The 15,241-nt window shown below is 65.6% G+C and carries 15 protein-coding genes and 1 pseudogene; 2 read left to right on the top strand and 14 right to left on the bottom strand.

Annotated features, from left to right (window positions below; translation table 11 throughout):
- Both G6N16_RS15255 and G6N16_RS15260 read right to left on the bottom strand, forming a co-directional pair.
- Nucleotides 1–297: a hypothetical protein gene (locus tag G6N16_RS15255; protein WP_133052893.1), complete on the bottom strand. Its 297-nt coding sequence runs from the start codon at nt 295–297 to the stop codon at nt 1–3.
- 296 nt (nt 298–593) lie between these two features.
- Nucleotides 594–1,292, bottom strand: coding sequence for a DUF4386 family protein (locus G6N16_RS15260; RefSeq protein ID WP_163787898.1), 699 nt, complete (start codon nt 1,290–1,292; stop codon nt 594–596).
- A gap of 264 nt (nt 1,293–1,556) precedes the next feature.
- On the opposite strand from G6N16_RS15260, the gene G6N16_RS15265 reads away from it, so the two are divergent.
- A complete protein-coding gene (locus tag G6N16_RS15265; protein ID WP_163787899.1) occupies nt 1,557–2,207 on the top strand; it encodes a TetR family transcriptional regulator in 651 nt (216 codons plus the stop codon).
- Nucleotides 2,208–2,258: 51 nt separating this feature from the next.
- Here the strand turns inward: G6N16_RS15265 and G6N16_RS15270 are convergent, their stop codons facing one another.
- The 10 genes from G6N16_RS15270 to G6N16_RS15315 form a co-directional block, all read right to left on the bottom strand.
- Complete coding sequence (locus G6N16_RS15270) at nt 2,259–3,152, bottom strand: metal-dependent hydrolase (protein ID WP_083029740.1); 894 nt, start codon at nt 3,150–3,152, stop codon at nt 2,259–2,261.
- 80 nt (nt 3,153–3,232) lie between these two features.
- On the bottom strand, nt 3,233–4,270 hold the full coding sequence (locus G6N16_RS15275; protein WP_083029741.1) for an AraC family transcriptional regulator: 1,038 nt from the start codon (nt 4,268–4,270) through the stop codon (nt 3,233–3,235).
- A 30-nt stretch (nt 4,271–4,300) separates the two neighbouring features.
- On the bottom strand, nt 4,301–5,140 hold the full coding sequence (locus G6N16_RS15280; protein ID WP_083029742.1) for an SDR family NAD(P)-dependent oxidoreductase: 840 nt from the start codon (nt 5,138–5,140) through the stop codon (nt 4,301–4,303).
- Complete coding sequence (locus G6N16_RS15285) at nt 5,137–6,708, bottom strand: AMP-binding protein (protein WP_083029743.1); 1,572 nt, start codon at nt 6,706–6,708, stop codon at nt 5,137–5,139. Before G6N16_RS15285 ends, G6N16_RS15280 begins: the two co-directional genes overlap by 4 nt.
- The gene (locus G6N16_RS15290; protein WP_083029744.1) at nt 6,709–7,554 is read right to left on the bottom strand and encodes an alpha/beta fold hydrolase; all 846 of its coding nucleotides are present in this window, start codon (nt 7,552–7,554) and stop codon (nt 6,709–6,711) included.
- The gene (locus G6N16_RS15295) at nt 7,555–8,829 is read right to left on the bottom strand and encodes an acyl-CoA dehydrogenase family protein (RefSeq protein WP_083029745.1); all 1,275 of its coding nucleotides are present in this window, start codon (nt 8,827–8,829) and stop codon (nt 7,555–7,557) included. It lies immediately after the preceding gene.
- 21 nt (nt 8,830–8,850) lie between these two features.
- A complete protein-coding gene (locus G6N16_RS15300; protein WP_083029746.1) occupies nt 8,851–9,717 on the bottom strand; it encodes an SDR family oxidoreductase in 867 nt (288 codons plus the stop codon).
- Entirely contained in the window at nt 9,717–10,592 is an 876-nt protein-coding gene (locus tag G6N16_RS15305; RefSeq protein WP_083029747.1) for a MaoC/PaaZ C-terminal domain-containing protein, read from the bottom strand. Before G6N16_RS15305 ends, G6N16_RS15300 begins: the two co-directional genes overlap by 1 nt.
- Nucleotide 10,593: 1 nt before the next feature.
- Nucleotides 10,594–11,034: a type II toxin-antitoxin system Rv0910 family toxin gene (locus G6N16_RS15310; RefSeq protein ID WP_083029748.1), complete on the bottom strand. Its 441-nt coding sequence runs from the start codon at nt 11,032–11,034 to the stop codon at nt 10,594–10,596.
- 26 nt (nt 11,035–11,060) lie between these two features.
- Entirely contained in the window at nt 11,061–12,266 is a 1,206-nt protein-coding gene (locus G6N16_RS15315) for a lipid-transfer protein (protein WP_083029749.1), read from the bottom strand.
- A gap of 174 nt (nt 12,267–12,440) precedes the next feature.
- Here G6N16_RS15315 and G6N16_RS15320 point away from each other — a divergent pair, with 174 nt between their 5' ends.
- Entirely contained in the window at nt 12,441–13,466 is a 1,026-nt protein-coding gene (locus G6N16_RS15320; RefSeq protein WP_083029750.1) for an AraC family transcriptional regulator, read from the top strand.
- A 376-nt stretch (nt 13,467–13,842) separates the two neighbouring features.
- Here G6N16_RS15320 and G6N16_RS22145 read toward each other — a convergent pair.
- Both G6N16_RS22145 and wag31 read right to left on the bottom strand, forming a co-directional pair.
- Nucleotides 13,843–14,238 (bottom strand): annotated as a pseudogene (locus tag G6N16_RS22145) (hypothetical protein); the annotation flags it as partial.
- A gap of 44 nt (nt 14,239–14,282) precedes the next feature.
- Nucleotides 14,283–15,068, bottom strand: coding sequence for a DivIVA-like cell division protein Wag31 (wag31, locus tag G6N16_RS15330; RefSeq protein ID WP_083029751.1), 786 nt, complete (start codon nt 15,066–15,068; stop codon nt 14,283–14,285).
- Between the last annotated feature and the right edge of the window lie 173 nt (nt 15,069–15,241).

The following is a 15,241-nucleotide window of genomic DNA, read 5'->3' on the forward strand; positions in this document are numbered from 1 at the left end:
CTATTCCTCAGATATCGCCTTGCCGCTCAACGCAAGACAGCCCAGCGATGCCGTGGCGAACAGTACAGCGCTGAATCGCGACAGCTTGCCATGCCGGCGCGCGATGGCAACCGCGACGAGATCCCCCAGATCGCAAGCGGCGGCGATCTTCAGCATCCTCGACCTGGATGGCCCAGCAGTGACCAACGGCCCCGCTGCCAAGGCAAAGTCACGCGAGCCACCAAGCCGAAGAAACAGTGCCGCGCTGGCGTCTTCGGAAACATCCATCCCCAACAGGCGGCCCGCCGTGATCGGCATCAGCCATCCGCTGGCCCCTATCACTGATCGGGTCGCCGCATGAACGGTCTTGGTTGGCACGGCCATGTGAGCGGTCCCCCTCTTGTTTATCAATGCTTTTGAAGTCTGTCGTCGGGTGCGACTGTCGACGTTCGGGGCCACCCAGCCGAGTATCGCCCAGCGTCGCCGGCGCCAACCACCATTGATAACCGAGACTGTCCGGGCATCCGACCGGCGAATGCGGATCGTCGCGCCGGAGGCTCGGTGCGTCGGCCCCCGGTGGGCATCGCCCAAATCGATGGGCGGTGCATCCGATGTCACACGAGAACGGCGCCCTTGTCCGGCCTGCGGGTCGCCGCGATCATTGTGATGCTCATGGTGACCATCCAGGTGTTAAAGGACACCGCGAGCAACCAGAAGGCGATGACTCCGTTCCACGCGACAGGTCCGGTTTGGGTGAATACACAAAAGCTCCCACCCAAGACACCGATGGCTGACCACAAGCACAGATATGCAACCCATCGCGGAATAAGCGGCTCGGGCCGCTGATCGGCGAAGATGACAACCGCGCAGATGACCATCTGAACCATCGCCGTTCCGACGACACCCATGTACAGCAACCAACCCAGATCGTGGAAGAGCAACACCAGCGCCGGGTCGCGGTCGCCGCGGAAGGCTGCAGCCTGCCAGATCAGTTGCGGAAAAATAAATTCCAGAATGAGGCATGCGGCTACCAGCGACTGGGCGGTAGCCAGTACGGTCGAGCCCAGGGTCTGGCGAATATGGTAGGTCAAGGCGGCGCCATAGAATGCCAACAGTGGTGATGCCGCGGTGAGGATCCATATCCCTGTGCGGATACGGCCGCGATCTTCAGCATACATTCGTGCCACGTCGGCGGCGGTGGTGTTCGGCGAGGGCGGCGGAAGCCAACCTGCCGTCAGCAGGCCGACGATGAACAAGGGAATGAACGCAAGGCCGATCCAGATGGAGACACGTTGTAACAATCCGGCATTCACGCGGCATGACCTTTCAATTGATGTCCGATGGGTGTGGTGATGGCGATACGACGACCGGCTTCTCGGCCACCGACCGGCGCACCGTTAATTTTGGCGATTCGGTCGAGATCGCTTGCGAGACAAACCGGTTGGGTCGGATTGACGTAACCGAGGCCGCGATCCTGGCGGACCAGCGTTGCTCATCTAAGCTATCCTCTGCCCAACATTAATTATCTGATGCTGTCATTTAAATGCTTGGTGTCAGCTGTGTCAAGAGGAGAAGTAGTGGCGCGCAAGCGTGGTCGCCCAGAGGCCGTCGATCGTCCGACACTGATCGCTGCCGCGTTGCGGCTCATCGACAGCGGAGGAATCGGTGCACTGACGATGCGGCGACTTGCAACCGACCTCGACGTCAGCCCGATGGCTCCTTATCGGCATGCGGAAAACAAGGAGGCGCTTCTGCGCATGGTGGCAGCCGAGGTCGTCGCGGACATCACCATTCCGGCCGGCGGAACATGGGAGACCGACACCGAAGAATTCTTCATCGCCTTCCGCGAGCGCCTGCTTGCGCATCCCGGCGTAGCAGGCTTATTCGCCGGAACAGCGTTCCTGAGCGAGACGGTCCACGACGTCGCCGAACCATTGCTGGCCACCATACTTGCCGCAGGGTTCGACCCCGATACCGCCGTTTCACTCTTTCTGGCATGCGCAAGCTGCTCGATCGGCTTCGCCGTGCTCGTTTCCGGAGTCGACCAGGTCGACGCCGCCGCACACACCGCGGAGCCGCCGTCAGCCCAGCGCCATCCCGCCATTGCCGCGACAATCGGGTACCTCACCACAGATCCCGAACGGCGCCACGTCGCTGCCCTGCGCGCGGTGATTACCGGCTTCGCCGGCTTGCTTGACTCCGGATCCGGTGGGTCACCCATAACCTAAACGCCCGGTTCCGTCGGGATGCCCCGACAAGGCGTGGTGTGGGCGACATCGTCACCTCACGTGGTCGGCGAGTTGACCGTCGGTTCCGAAGAGTTCTCGCTGCCAGTACGCGACGAGTTCGGTGGTATCGATCTGGTCCGGATGGAAGCCAGTCTTTTTGAACGGCCTCATCGCCGAGTAGAAGCCAGACCACATGGGCGTACGCAACATCTGCACCGTCTCCCGCAGGATCCGGATCGGTTGGCGGCGTCCGGTTTGGTCGGTGGTGGCGATCGAGACCCAGGCGGCCAGCACCAGGAGCGGGACGCCGCAGTTCTGCGCGAAGCGCATCCAGCGGATGCGCGTCGACTCGGGCACACCGACGGCCCGATAGACGTCGAATGCGACCGACTTGTGTTCCAGTTCTTCCAGCGCGTGCCAGTTGAGCAGGTTGCGAATCTCGGGGTCGTACATCATCGCTTGGACCTCGGGGCGTTTGAGGATGTTTTCCGCCCAGGTCGCGGTGAAATGTTCTGCGGCTACCGTGAATCCGAGGAAGAAGTGGCGAAGTCGGGGCAGCCGGTCCGGGCCGGGGTACTGCTTGTCGAGGAACTTCTCCATCCGCTCGGTGAACTGCAGCAGGTACTCGAACCATGCGGTGGGGTAGCCCATCGCCGCGAGTTGCTCGTTGAGCTCGCGGTGATGCAGGGCGTGCGTCTTCTCCTGCCCGATGAAGCCGGCCACCTGCCGGCGTAGGTCCGGGTCGGCCAGCTGATCGGAGTAGCGGCGCACGGACCGGACGAAGATGTCCTCCCCGGGCGGGAAGATCGCCGACAATATCGCGATCAGGTGGCTGAACACCATGCTGCCGTCGGCGAAGTATTTGTCGGTGTCGGTCTGCCCGTCCAGCGCGCCAAACCCGAAGTTCAGTCGTCGGACGGCCGGGGACGTCGTCACATTCGTCATGTCGACGAGGCTAAGTCGCCCGCCCGAACAGGCGGAATGAGCAGATCGGACAGGGATTTGATGTTTTCGGACAGCTGTCGTCACGGTCCACGGAGCCGATGTTTGCTGGGCGGCGTACCCAACCATCGGACGAACGCACGACTGAATGCGGCGGTCTCTGAATAGCCGAGTTGGCGTGCCGTTTCCTCCACGGTGAGACCCGATTCAAGCATGGCCACGGCAAGTGTCGACCGCACCTCGTCGACCAACGCGCGGTAGCTGGTGTGTTCGGTCGCGAGGCGACGATGCAGCGTGCGCTCGGTAATACACAGATCATCGGCGATCACAGCCATCGACGGCAACACCCCAGGATCCCGGACCAGCCTGGAGCGCACCTGCGCGGCGATTCCCCGGCGCCGAAGACGCGCCTGCAAGAGCGCTTCGCAGTCCATCGCACACGCCTTCGCGGCGGCGGGATCGGCCGCCGGCATCGGCAGGGCGAGCAATTCGGACGGGATGGTGATCGCGCTGCGCGCGGCGGAAGAGTCGAGTTCAATCGTCATCCCGGGGAACTCGAGCCGGTCGGCAGGGACATCGATACCGGGCAGCTCCACCTTGATCGGCGCCTCCGTACTCAGTCGGCCGACCAGCAGCGGCACCATGCTGGTCAGCGCGAACAGATCCCGTTCCAGCATGAAGTTGCGGACGTCGGCCGGCAGGCCTGCGGCATCGAACTCGACCACAGCGCCATCGGAAGTGTCGTGGCGGCTCAGCCGCAGAAATGTGGACGACAACGTCGCGTACCGACAGGCAATGTTGACCGCGTCGCCCAGGGTCGGACTCGACAGCAGCGCGTAGCCGAGCACACCGGTGTTGGCGAAGTTGTACCGCAAACCGACGTCACGGGCGAACTCATGCGGATGTTCGACGCGACCCAGGATATTCCGCAGAATCGCCAGCTCCTGGCCTGCTTGAACCTCGGACGCACTGTCATCGATGTCGGCCAGCGTCAGGCCGGTACCTGCGAGGCAGTCTGCCGCCTCGAACCCGTGCAATCGCGCGGCCTCCAACAGGTGTCGGCAGGTCGCCACCGGTCGGGGAATGTCCCAATCGGGCTGCACGATATCCTCGACCGACACATCACTCCGAATCGCTGTAGCCTGCGGCGTTCAATCGCCGGCACCAGCACGCGCGTGATAGGCGTCCCGGGTGGCTTGGTCGATGGCGAGGTACGCCTGTTCGGTGCGGGTGACCCGGCTGAAGAACCGGCGGGGGCGTTCGGGCATGGCCAATCCCGTGCGCAAGGCCCAGCGCATCCGGCGCGGTACGTAGGACATGGCGCGATGGTTCTGCGCGGCCTTTACCACAGCCGCGGCGACGTCGTCGGCCTCGACCGACACGAACTCCTCCACAACACTCGGTAGTTTGATCCCGGCCGACAAGTCGGTGTGCACGATCCCGGGCAAAATGGCGCAGACCGTGATCCCGTGTGGGCGCAACTCTTCTCGCAGCGCCGCCGACAAACCGACCACGCCGAACTTGGTGGCGCAGTATGTCGCCACCCCGGGAAAGCCGGCCATGCCGGCCATCGACGCGATGTTAATCAGGGTTCCACCGCCTTGCGTGATGAAGCGGCCGGCGGCCAGCTTGCAGCCCAGGATCACCCCGCGCAAGTTGATATCGATCATCTTGTCCTCGGTGGCCGCCGACTCAGCCAGGAACTCGCCGGTGAGCATGACACCCGCATTGTTCACCAAGATGCCCAGCGGACCGAGCATCCGTTCAGTGTCTTCGAGGAACTCCGAAAACGACTGCGGCGAAGTGACATCCAGCGGCAATGCGATCACCTCACCGGAAATACGGGCAGCCGCCTGCTTGGCTAGATCGACGTCGGGGTCGCCGATGGCGACCTTGGCGCCCGCCGCCGCGAGTGCTGTTGCGGTCGCCAACCCAATACCGCGCGCGCCGCCGGTGATCGCCACCACCCGTCCCGTCAGTGATGTGGTCATCGCGTGGTCCCCTTCATAAGTATCTCCAGCTGGTTCTTCAACAGCTTGCCGGTGGCATTGCGCGGCAACTCCCCGACGAACACCACATCGCGCGGCACCTTGTGCCTCGCGAGCTCGGTACGCACGAATGCCCGGACGGCGTCCGCGTCCAGCCCCGACCCCGGCTCGGCGACAACGAAGGCACACAAGCGTTTTCCGAACTCGACGTCGTCGACGCCGATCACAGCCGCGTCGATCACGTCGGGGTGCCCATCGAGCAGATTCTCGACTTCCAGCGGAAACACGTTCTCACCGCCGGAGACGATCATCTCGTCGTCGCGCCCGTCGACGAACCACAGCCCGGATTCGTCGAAATGGCCGGTGTCACCGGTGGACAACAGTCCGTCGACGATCTCCTTGTTGTTGCCGTCGGTGTATCCGGCGAACGAAAGGCCGCTGGCGACGAACAGGGTTCCGGTCTTCCCAGGCTCGGTGATCCGGCGGCGCTCGGCGTCGTAACAGTCCAGCCGGCATCCCAGCGGGGTCCGGCCCACCGTACCCGGGGCGGCGCGCAGTTCGGCGGGTGTCGCGATCGCGGCGGCCGCCACCTCGGTGGATCCATACAGGTTGTACAGCACCTCGCCGAACGTCTTCGCGGTGCGCCGGCACAAATCCGGAGACAGCGCTGAGCCGGCCGCGAAAAGTACCCGCAGCGAAGATGTCTCGCAGGTGCCGAGCACATCGGGCCCGAGGTCCAGAATGCGGTGCAGCATGGTCGGCACCACGATCAGCACGCTCGCTCGGTGCCCGGCGACGGCCCGCAGGGTTGTTTCGGGGTCGAAGCGTCGGGTCAGCACAACGTGGCTGCCCAGCGCCAACCCCAGCGCGCAGGTCGCTAGACCCGTCGCATGGAACAGTGGGGCCGCGGCGACATAGGTGCTGTTGGCAGGCCAGGGAATCCGGTCCAACAGCTGAGCGGATTGCAGCGGGTCGATCTTGTTGCGGGGCGCACCTTTCGGGGTTCCGGTGGTCCCACTGGTGAGCAGCACCATGCCGCCCGGCTTGGCCGGCGCCGATAGCGGCCCGGTGGTCTGCCCGCGGGACAACTCGTCGATATCCAGCCGCGGCAGCGACTCCGGCAGCCCGCTGAGCAGCCCGGTAAACTCGTCGTCGGCGAACACCGCCGCGACCTGTTCGCGCCGGCACACGTCGGCGAGCTGCGGCCCGGCAAATCCGGTGTTCATCAAGACCACCCGGGCCCCGGCCTTGTTGGCGGCACCCAGCGCCAGCAGGATGCCGCGGTGGTTGCGGTACAGCAGCGCGATCACCGCTCCTTCGCCGATACCGCGCGCCAGCAGACCACGCGCTAGCGCATTCGAGCCGGCCTCCAGTTCGGCGAAGCTCACCGTGCCGGCATCGTCGGTCAGCGCGGGCGCATGAGCGTAGCGGGCCGCGGCGTGGGCCAGCAGACCACCGAACGCCCCGTAGCGGCGAATCGCCCGAGCCGCATGCACCGCGCGGTCCGGGCGTGACGGCTCGATCATGCCGCGTCGGGCCAGCACCCGCAGTGCCCGAAGTCGGTCCAACATCTACGCCGCCTCCTCGTCATCAGCCCGTAGCCCCAGTATGATTCGGACCACGGCGGCCGGATCATCCAGCTGCGGGCAGTGCCCTGAATCCGGCAGCACCACCAACTCACTGCCCGGGATCAGCCGATGCAGCGTCCGGCTGGAGTGCACCGGGATGATCCGGTCACGCGCCCCGTGCACTATCACCGCCGGACAGTCGACCCGCACACCGGCGTGTCCGGCCGCCGATTCGTAGGCGTATGCGCAAGCGTCGCGACCCAGACGTGCAACATCGCCCATCCGGGCGATGGTCCCGGTCCAGTACGCGACGACGTCCGGATCGGGGCGTACCCCCGGTCCGTAGAGCGCCTTCGGCGCCAACCATCGGGTGGCGCCCCGAACCATCGGGGGTGGTACCGGTAGCCGCCCGACCCGGGACCAGAATGTCGCCGAGACCGGGTGGGTTCGGGCCCGGCGCGCGATCCAGTGCTGAGCGGCCAACGGATCATCCAGGGCGACGAGCGCTTTCACCGAATCGCTGCGCCGGGCCGCGGCACGCACGGCGGTCGCCGCCCCCAGCGAATTGCCCACCAGCACCGCCGGTCCGGTGTCGGCGAGTATTGCGTCGACGAAGGCGTCGAGTTGCGGAACGATCGGTCCGGGCCGGCGCCGGTCGGCCTGCCCGAATCCGGGCAGGTCGACCGCGAGCCCCGGCCGCTGCGCAGCAGCCAACCGGTCCAGTACGCCGCGCCATGTTTCGGCGCTGTCACCGTATCCGTGCAACAGAACCACGGGCAGGCCGCTGCCCGTCGTCACCAACGCGCGCGTGTCGACCTCGCCGTAGCGCGCCGGTGTTTCGGTGATCATCTACGCCAGCAGCCCTTTGGCGATATGGGTCACCTGCACCTCGTTGCTGCCGGCATAGATCATCAGCGACTTCGCATCGCGGGCCAGTTGCTCCACCCGGTATTCGGCCATGTAACCGTTGCCGCCGAACAACTGCACAGCTTCCATCGCCACCTCGGTCGCGGCCTCAGAGGCGTACAGCTTCATCGCCGACGCTTCGGCCAGCGACGGTGTCCGGCGGGCCCGCAGCTTTTCGATGGTCTGGAACACCATGTTCTGCACATTGATCCGGGCCACCTCCATCTTGGCCAACTTGAGCTGGATCAGCTGAAACTGGCCGATGTTCTGGCCCCACAGCGTCCGAGTCTTGGCGTAATCGATACAGCGTCGGTGACATTCGTTGATGATGCCCAACGCCACAAACGCAATGCCCACCCGTTCGGCGACGAAGTTGGCCCGGGCGCTGTCCCGACCGTCACCGCCGGTGTGCTGTTCGGTCTCGCCCAGCAGCCGGTACGGGCTCAGCCGCACATTGTCGAAGAACAACTCGCCGGTCGGCGAGGACATCATCCCCATCTTCTTGAACGGCTTGCCCTGCGTCAGCCCCGGCATCCCGGCGTCGAGCACGAACGTCAACACCGGCCGATTACGACGGTCTACGCTCGGGTCACCCTCATCGAGCTTGGCGTAGACGATCAGCACATCGGCTTCAGGCCCGTTGCTGATGAACGTCTTCTGACCGTTGAGGATGTAGTCACCGGTGCCGTCCGCGGCACGCTTGACATAGGTCTTCATGCCGCCGAACGCATCCGAGCCGGCATCCGGTTCGGTGATCGCCCAGGCCGCGATCTTGTCCAAGGTCATCAGGTCGGGCAGCCAGCGCTCCTTCTGCGCCAAGGTGCCACGGCTGGCAATGGTCGCCGCCCCCAGACCGAGGCTCACCCCGATGCTGCCCAGCAACCCGAGGCTGACCCCGGACAGTTCGACGACCATCGCGGCGGCCATCGAGATCTGGCCGCCCAGCTCCCCCAGCCCGCCGGATTCGTCGTCGCGCATCTCCGGTGTCGGCTCGCCGGCCGCAACCGCAGCCTCCTTGGCCCGCTGCTTCTCCAGCATGCCCTTGACCGCCTCGGCCGCCATCACGTCCAAGCCGAATTCGGAAAACAGCTTGCGCGCGATCGGGAACGGTGAGATCTCACCGCCTTCCAACGCGTCCAGGTGTGGGCGGATCTCCTTGTCGATGAACCCACGCACGGTATCGCGCATGATCACATCGGTGTCAGACCATTCGATCATGGTGTTCTTTGCCTCCTCGGGCTAGGGCAGCCGTGCCGCGATGTCGTCGATCTGCCACACCCCATCGGTCTCGATGGTGGCGACGTCATGCCAGCCGGCCAGCCGCGAGATCGCGCCACCCTGAACCGCGAACACCGTGCCGGTGACCGGGCACTTGTCGGTGGCCAGATAGGCCACCAGCGGGGCGATGTTGGCCGGGCTGAACAGGTCAACCTCGCCGTCCTCTGGTTCGCCCATCAGCGCGCCCATCCCGGGGGTGGCCAGCGTGAGCCGAGTGCGCGCGATCGGTGCGATCGCGTTCACCCGCACCCCGTAACGCTCCAGCTCCTCGGCGGCGATCAGGGTCAACGCGGCGATCCCGGCCTTGGCCGCACCGTAGTTGGCTTGCCCGGCGTTGGGCAGCGTCACCCCGGAACCCGAGGCGGTGTTGATCACCGCCGCGTTGGGTTGATCCCCGGCCTTGGACTGCGCCTTCCAGTACGCGGCGGCGTGGTGCAGCATCGCGAAGTGCCCCTTCAGGTGCACGTCGATCACCGCGTCCCACTGCGACTCCGCCATCCCGGGAATGAACGCGTCCCGCAGAATGCCGGCGTTGTTGACCAGCACGTCCAGCCGGCCGAACTCGTCGATGGCCTGCTGCACAATGCCGTTGGCCGCTCCCCAGTCCGACACGCTGTCGGTGTTGGCCACCGCTCGACCACCCGCGGCGACGATCTCGTCGACCACCTGCTGGGCCGGCCCGGCGTCCGCGCCTTCGCCGGCGTTGCTGCCGCCCAGATCGTTGACGACGACGGCGGCGCCTTCGGCGGCGAACAGCAGTGCGTGCTCACGGCCGATCCCACGCCCGGCGCCGGTGATAATGGCGACCCGGCCTGCTAATGCTCCCATCAGTTCTCCTCTGCAATCACAGCTAATCCGTCGGTAATGGCGAACTCATCAGTGCCCACGCGCGCCGTTTCGAACGCGTAGCTGGTGGTTCCGTCGGCCGAACCCGCGGCCCAGATGCGGGTTTCCAGATCATCGCCGGGCAGCACCATCTTGGAGAACCGCACCGCGAATCGCTTGAGCCGGGATACATCCGAACCGGCGACCTCGGTGAGCACCGCCCAGGAGGTGAACGCCATCGTGCACAGTCCGTGCGCGATGATGCCCGGCAGCCCGGCGTCGCGGGCCACCTCCTCGTCGAGGTGGATCGGCATCGGGTCGCCCGACGCCGGTGCGTACCGGAACGTCTGATCGTCGTCGACGTGCTGGCTGACCTTGACCAGTGGTGCGCCATCGCACAGTGCGGCGTCGAACTTGTGGTTCGGCACCTGCTCGCCCAGCGCCTCGCCCGCATCGACGCCGCGGAAGAAACCGATCAGGTACTGCTCGTTGACCAGTTCGCCGTCGTGTGCGCGGGTCTCGAGGTGAATCGATATCCGGCTGCCCGAATCCACCGTGTCGTAGCCGATCACCCGTGCCCGCGAGGTCAGCTTGTCCCCCGGACGGATCGGACGATGGAAGTGGAAGTCCTGCTCGCCATGGACGATTCGGCCGAAGATCTCGATCGGCACCACGTCCAGCGCGGGCGCCATCATCGCGTCGAAGGCCGGCACTATGGCAAACACCGGCGGTGCGACATCGCCGTTGCGGTGGGCATCGATCGGATCGTTGGTTGCCGCCGCGTACTCGGCGATCCGTTCCCGGGTGACCTCGAAGGTCTCCGGATCGGCCCAGACATTCAGGCCCGCGCTGTCGAATTGCGTTATCTTATCCGCCATATCAGGCCGCCGCCGACGCCAGCGTCTCGAGCTTCTCAAGGGTCGCTTCGAGCTGCTTGGCGCCGTCCTTCTCGACCGCCTTGGCCAGCGCACCCTTGATCAGCGCACCCTCGAAGTCACCGGCCACGCTGAACTCCGAACCGTCACCGGCGGGAGCCACCGAGAACTCGAACTGGCATTTGACGCCGGCCATCCCGGTGCCCGACATGGTCAAGCTGGTGGGGGCGTCGAACTTGTCCACCGTCCACTCGATCTTGTTCGCCATACCCAGCATCACGATCTTCGCGGTCAGCGACGAGCCCTGCGCCAGCGTCGCCGGCGGCTCGCTCAGCCACTTCTCGTGGATGGTGAACCACTGGTCCCAGGTCGACGGGTCCGAAACGGTCTGCCACAGCGCTTCCGGGCTGACCGACAGTTTTTTGGTGGCCTCGATGTGTCCCATGCGGGGGTCTCCTTTTCCGTGTGATTTCAGCGCTCGGCGCGCTGATAGGCGGTAACGACGGCGGCGCCGCCAAGTCCAATGTTGTGCTGCAGTGCGGCGGTAACGCCTTGCACCTGACGCTTGTCGGCGGCGCCGCGCAACTGCCAGGTCAGCTCGGCGCACTGCGCCAGTCCGGTCGCTCCCAGCGGATGTCCCTTGGAGATCAATCCGCCGGATGGGTTCACCACCCAGCGTCCGCCATAGGTGGTGTCACCATTGTCGATCAGCTTGGCCGCCTCACCTTCACCACAGAGCCCGAGTGCTTCGTACAGCAGCAGTTCGTTGGCCGAGAAGCAGTCGTGCAATTCGATGACTTGGAAGTCCTCTGGCCCCAATCCGGACTGGTCGTAAACCGTTCGCGCGGCTTGGACATTCATGTCGTAGCCGATCAGGTTCTTGGCGGTGCCGTCATAGGTGGAGGCAAAATCCGTGGTCATCGTCTGCCCGACAACCTCCACAGCTTGACCGGCCAGACCGTGGGAATCGACGAACGACTCTGACGCCAGGATCACCGCGCCGGAGCCGTCCGAGGTCGGCGAGCACTGCAGTTTGGTCAGCGGGTCGTAGATCATCCGCGAGCCCAGGATGTCCTCCAGCGAGTACTCGTCTTGGAACTGGGCATACGGGTTATTCACCGAATGCTTGTGGTTCTTGTAGCCAATCTTGGCGAAATGCTCAGCGGTGGAACCGTATTGCTTCATGTGCTCACGGCCGGCGGCGCCGAACATCCAGGGTGCGACCGGGAACAGCACCTCGGAGATCTCGGCCAGCGCCAGGACGTGCTTCTCCATCGGCTGGGCACGATCGTTGTATACGGACTCCAGCGAGCCCGGCTTCATCTTCTCGAAACCCAGCGCGATCGTACAGTCGGCCAGCCCGCCCCGAATAGCCTGCGCGGCAAGAAAGAGCGCGGTGGATCCGGTGGAGCAGTTGTTGTTGACGTTCACGACCGGGATGCCGGTGAGACCCAGTTCATAGAGCGCCCGCTGCCCTGAGGTGGAGTCACCATAGACGTAGCCGACCAAGCCCTGCTGCACCTCGCGGTAGTCGACCCCGGCATCGGCTAGCGCCTTGGTCCCGGCTTCCCGGGCCATATCCGGGTAGTCCCACGCCGACCCGTCGTCGTTGGTGCGGCGGCCGGGCTTTTCGAACTTCGTCATGCCGACGCCGACAACGAAAACTCGTTGTGCCACTGAAGGTATCCTCTCGCTAGGTCAGCTGTTCAGCTGCTCTGGATCGAGGCTAGGTCGACCCGCTGGGCCGCGACGAGGACCGCGACAGGCGTCTTAGGGGACCGAAACGATCATCGGTAATAGGATCGGAGGCTGAACCCGTTCGCACGTCACGTAAAGGGCGTCCGCCAAGATATGACACACACCGTCCCCGTCCAGTTCCTCCGCGCAACGGTCGAGGCCCTGGTCAAACGCGGCTTCGACGTGCAGCGAGCGTTACAGGAGACCGGACTCGACTGGCAGCGCTACGCCCTGGAACGTGCCAGGCTCACCCCGGAGCAGGCTGACGCCGTGATCCGTCACTTCTGGGACCTCACCGACGACGACCTCTTCGGCCTGGGACCGCGTCCCGTCCCCCGCGGTACGCTGCGACTCTCGGGATTCACCCTGATCCACAGTCACGACCTGCGCACCGCACTCACCCGGATGCTCGAGCTCACCTCGGTGTTGGCCGGGGTCCGATGCCAGTACGAAGTCCACGACGATGTCGTCACGGTCCGCCATCTGGACTGCCCGGATTCGTCGGTTGATCCGTTCGTGGCCTTCGCGCTGATGGGTAGCCTTCATCGGTTCGCGGGTTGGCTCACCGGATCGTCACTGCGTCTGCGCCATCTCGAGTTCCGTTTCACCGCTGACCATCTCAGCGACGACTACGCAGCGATCTTCGGCGTCCGGCCGGTGTTCGGGGCCCCGCAGTACGCAATGGCGTTCGACGCGGACGCGCTCACGAGACCCGTGATCCGGGACGAGGACGATCTCAAGGACTTCCTCCGCGAAGCACCGGGGATCCTGTTCTATTCATACAAGCACACCACGACGACCGCCGCCCAGGTCCGGATCATCATGGAACGAACCCCGAACGGGCCGTGGTTGACCGCCGACGAGCTGGCCAACCGGCTGTCGATGAGCGCACCCCACCTGCGTCGGCTCCTCCGTGCGGACGGCACCTCGCAGCGCCGGATCCGCGACGAGGTGCTCCGGGACCGGGCGATCGAAGCCCTGCTGCACGGCGACGAGACGATCACCGACCTCGCCACCCGCCTTGGCTTCTCAGAAACGAGCGCGTTTCGCCGCGCCTTCCGGCGCTGGACCGGCAGCCCGCCAAGTGCCTACCGGGCCATCCCCGACTCGCCGGAGCCCCCTGCGCAGATCGATCCCTAGCCCGGCGCCGCAGGCAACCGAGCGGCGAAAAAAAGCGATCGCACACCGCCACCCGATTACCGGCGGCACAGCACGGGGCAATCCGGCCGCTGCTGCTCATCGAGCCTCAGGACTGCGTGGGCTGCCCGGCCTCACCTGTCGCGTCGGCCTTGTCAGCGTCATCGGCGCCGGCCTCGTCGGCCTCAACCGGGTCAGCACCGTCGCCCGCTGCAGAATCGTCGCCGGCTGCTTCCCCGGCAACCGCCTCATCGCCGGCCTCGGCGTCGTCGGCAGCCGCATCGGCGGCCTCACCCGCTTCGGTGACCTCTTCTTCTACTGCCTCGGCGGCTTCGCCCTGCGGCGACGGGACCTCATCGGGCTCCTGCTCGGAGACCGGCTCGTCGCCGGATTCGGCCTCGTCGCCGGATGCGGCCGATTCCTCGCCGGATTCCTGGGCCGCGGATTCCGCATCCGCAACCTCGGCGGACGCGTCCTCGTCGGCACCGGGCTCGGCGGACTCGGCCGCCACTTCGTCCTCGTCGGACTCGCCGGACTCGTCGGTAGCAACGGAGTCTTCGTCACCAGCGTCTTCGCCGGCGGACTCGTCGTCCGAACCGTCCGCGGCGCCGCCTTCACCGCGCTGACGTTCCCGGATGGCGTCGATGATCAGCAGCAGCACGCCGAGCACGCTGGCACCGATGCAGACCCAGGCGACCAATTCCTGGCCGGTTACCACGGCGGCCACCAGTGCGGCCAAGCCGATCACGGCAAGGACCAGTGCAACGATCAACATGACGTGATCATCCCTTCCTCGGGCAACCGCGCGACGCCCGGGGATCAGTTGGCGTTACGGCCGAACTGATTGAACCCGGCCTCACCGCCGGCGCTGGTATCGACCGGCGCGGCCGAACCGCGCTGTCCGAGCTCTTCGAGCTGGGATTCCAGGTAGGTCTTGAGCCGGGTCCGGTATTCACGCTCGAAGGTGCGCAGCTGCTCGAGCCGGCCCTCCAGCACGGTGCGCTGCTGGTTGATGGTGCCCATGATCTCGGCGTGCTTGCGTTCGGCGTCGGCCTGCAGGGCGTCGGCCTTCTCCTGGGCCTGACGCAGCTGGGTCTCCGACCGGTTCTGGGCGTCGGCGAGCAGCGCCTCGGAACGGTTGCGGGCGTCGCTCAGCGTCGCCTCGGCCTTGGTCTTCGCCTCGCTGACCATCGTCTCGGCGTTGTTGCGCGCATCGGCGAGCAGCTTCTCCGCCTCGGCCTTGGCGCCGCCGGTCAGACGATCGGCGGTGTCCTGGGCCAGCGCGAGCACCTTGGCGGCCTTGACGTGTGCCTCCTCGCCCACCGCGGCAACCGGAGCCGGTGCGGCAGCGGCCGCCGGCTCGGGCTCGGGCTCGACGTACAGCGGCACGACGGCGGTCGGCGCCCCCCCGGCGCGGGCACCGGCCAGCTCGGCGTCGAGCTCGCTGACCCGCTGGCGCAGGTCGCTGTTCTCCTCGATCAGCCGGGTCAACTCGGTCTCCACCAGGTCGAGGAAGGCGTCGACCTCATCCTCGTTGTAGCCCCGCTTGCCGATCGGCGGCTTGGAAAAGGCGACGTTGTGAACGTCGGCGGGTGTGAGCGGCATCGGATGCCCCCTTGGGAGTCGTTGCGGTCGGACCGGTCTGCAAGTTTAGAACGATAGACCAAACTGGCAGTCAGCACTGTAACTGGCGTCCATCCTGTCACACCAGAATCTCACGTCGCCGCGAAGACGAGAATTAAGAGCGATTTTCACGGTGCCGGAATTGTTTGCCGAGC

It is taken from the genome of Mycolicibacterium insubricum, assembly GCF_010731615.1.
GTDB classification, from domain to species: domain Bacteria; phylum Actinomycetota; class Actinomycetes; order Mycobacteriales; family Mycobacteriaceae; genus Mycobacterium; species Mycobacterium insubricum.

Bases quoted from the DNA above. Each gene is read 5' to 3' on its own strand.
- G6N16_RS15255 (WP_133052893.1), bottom strand. From the start codon at position 297: ATGCCGATCACGGCGGGCCGCCTGTTGGGGATGGATGTTTCCGAAGAC.
- G6N16_RS15270 (WP_083029740.1), bottom strand. From the start codon at position 3,152: ATGACGAATGTGACGACGTCCCCGGCCGTCCGACGACTGAACTTCGGG.
- G6N16_RS15280 (WP_083029742.1), bottom strand. From the start codon at position 5,140: ATGACCACATCACTGACGGGACGGGTGGTGGCGATCACCGGCGGCGCG.
- G6N16_RS15285 (WP_083029743.1), bottom strand. From the start codon at position 6,708: ATGTTGGACCGACTTCGGGCACTGCGGGTGCTGGCCCGACGCGGCATG.
- G6N16_RS15290 (WP_083029744.1), bottom strand. From the start codon at position 7,554: ATGATCACCGAAACACCGGCGCGCTACGGCGAGGTCGACACGCGCGCG.
- G6N16_RS15295 (WP_083029745.1), bottom strand. From the start codon at position 8,829: ATGATCGAATGGTCTGACACCGATGTGATCATGCGCGATACCGTGCGT.
- G6N16_RS15300 (WP_083029746.1), bottom strand. From the start codon at position 9,717: ATGGGAGCATTAGCAGGCCGGGTCGCCATTATCACCGGCGCCGGGCGT.
- G6N16_RS15305 (WP_083029747.1), bottom strand. From the start codon at position 10,592: ATGGCGGATAAGATAACGCAATTCGACAGCGCGGGCCTGAATGTCTGG.
- G6N16_RS15310 (WP_083029748.1), bottom strand. From the start codon at position 11,034: ATGGGACACATCGAGGCCACCAAAAAACTGTCGGTCAGCCCGGAAGCG.
- G6N16_RS15320 (WP_083029750.1), top strand. From the start codon at position 12,441: ATGACACACACCGTCCCCGTCCAGTTCCTCCGCGCAACGGTCGAGGCC.
- wag31 (WP_083029751.1), bottom strand. From the start codon at position 15,068: ATGCCGCTCACACCCGCCGACGTTCACAACGTCGCCTTTTCCAAGCCG.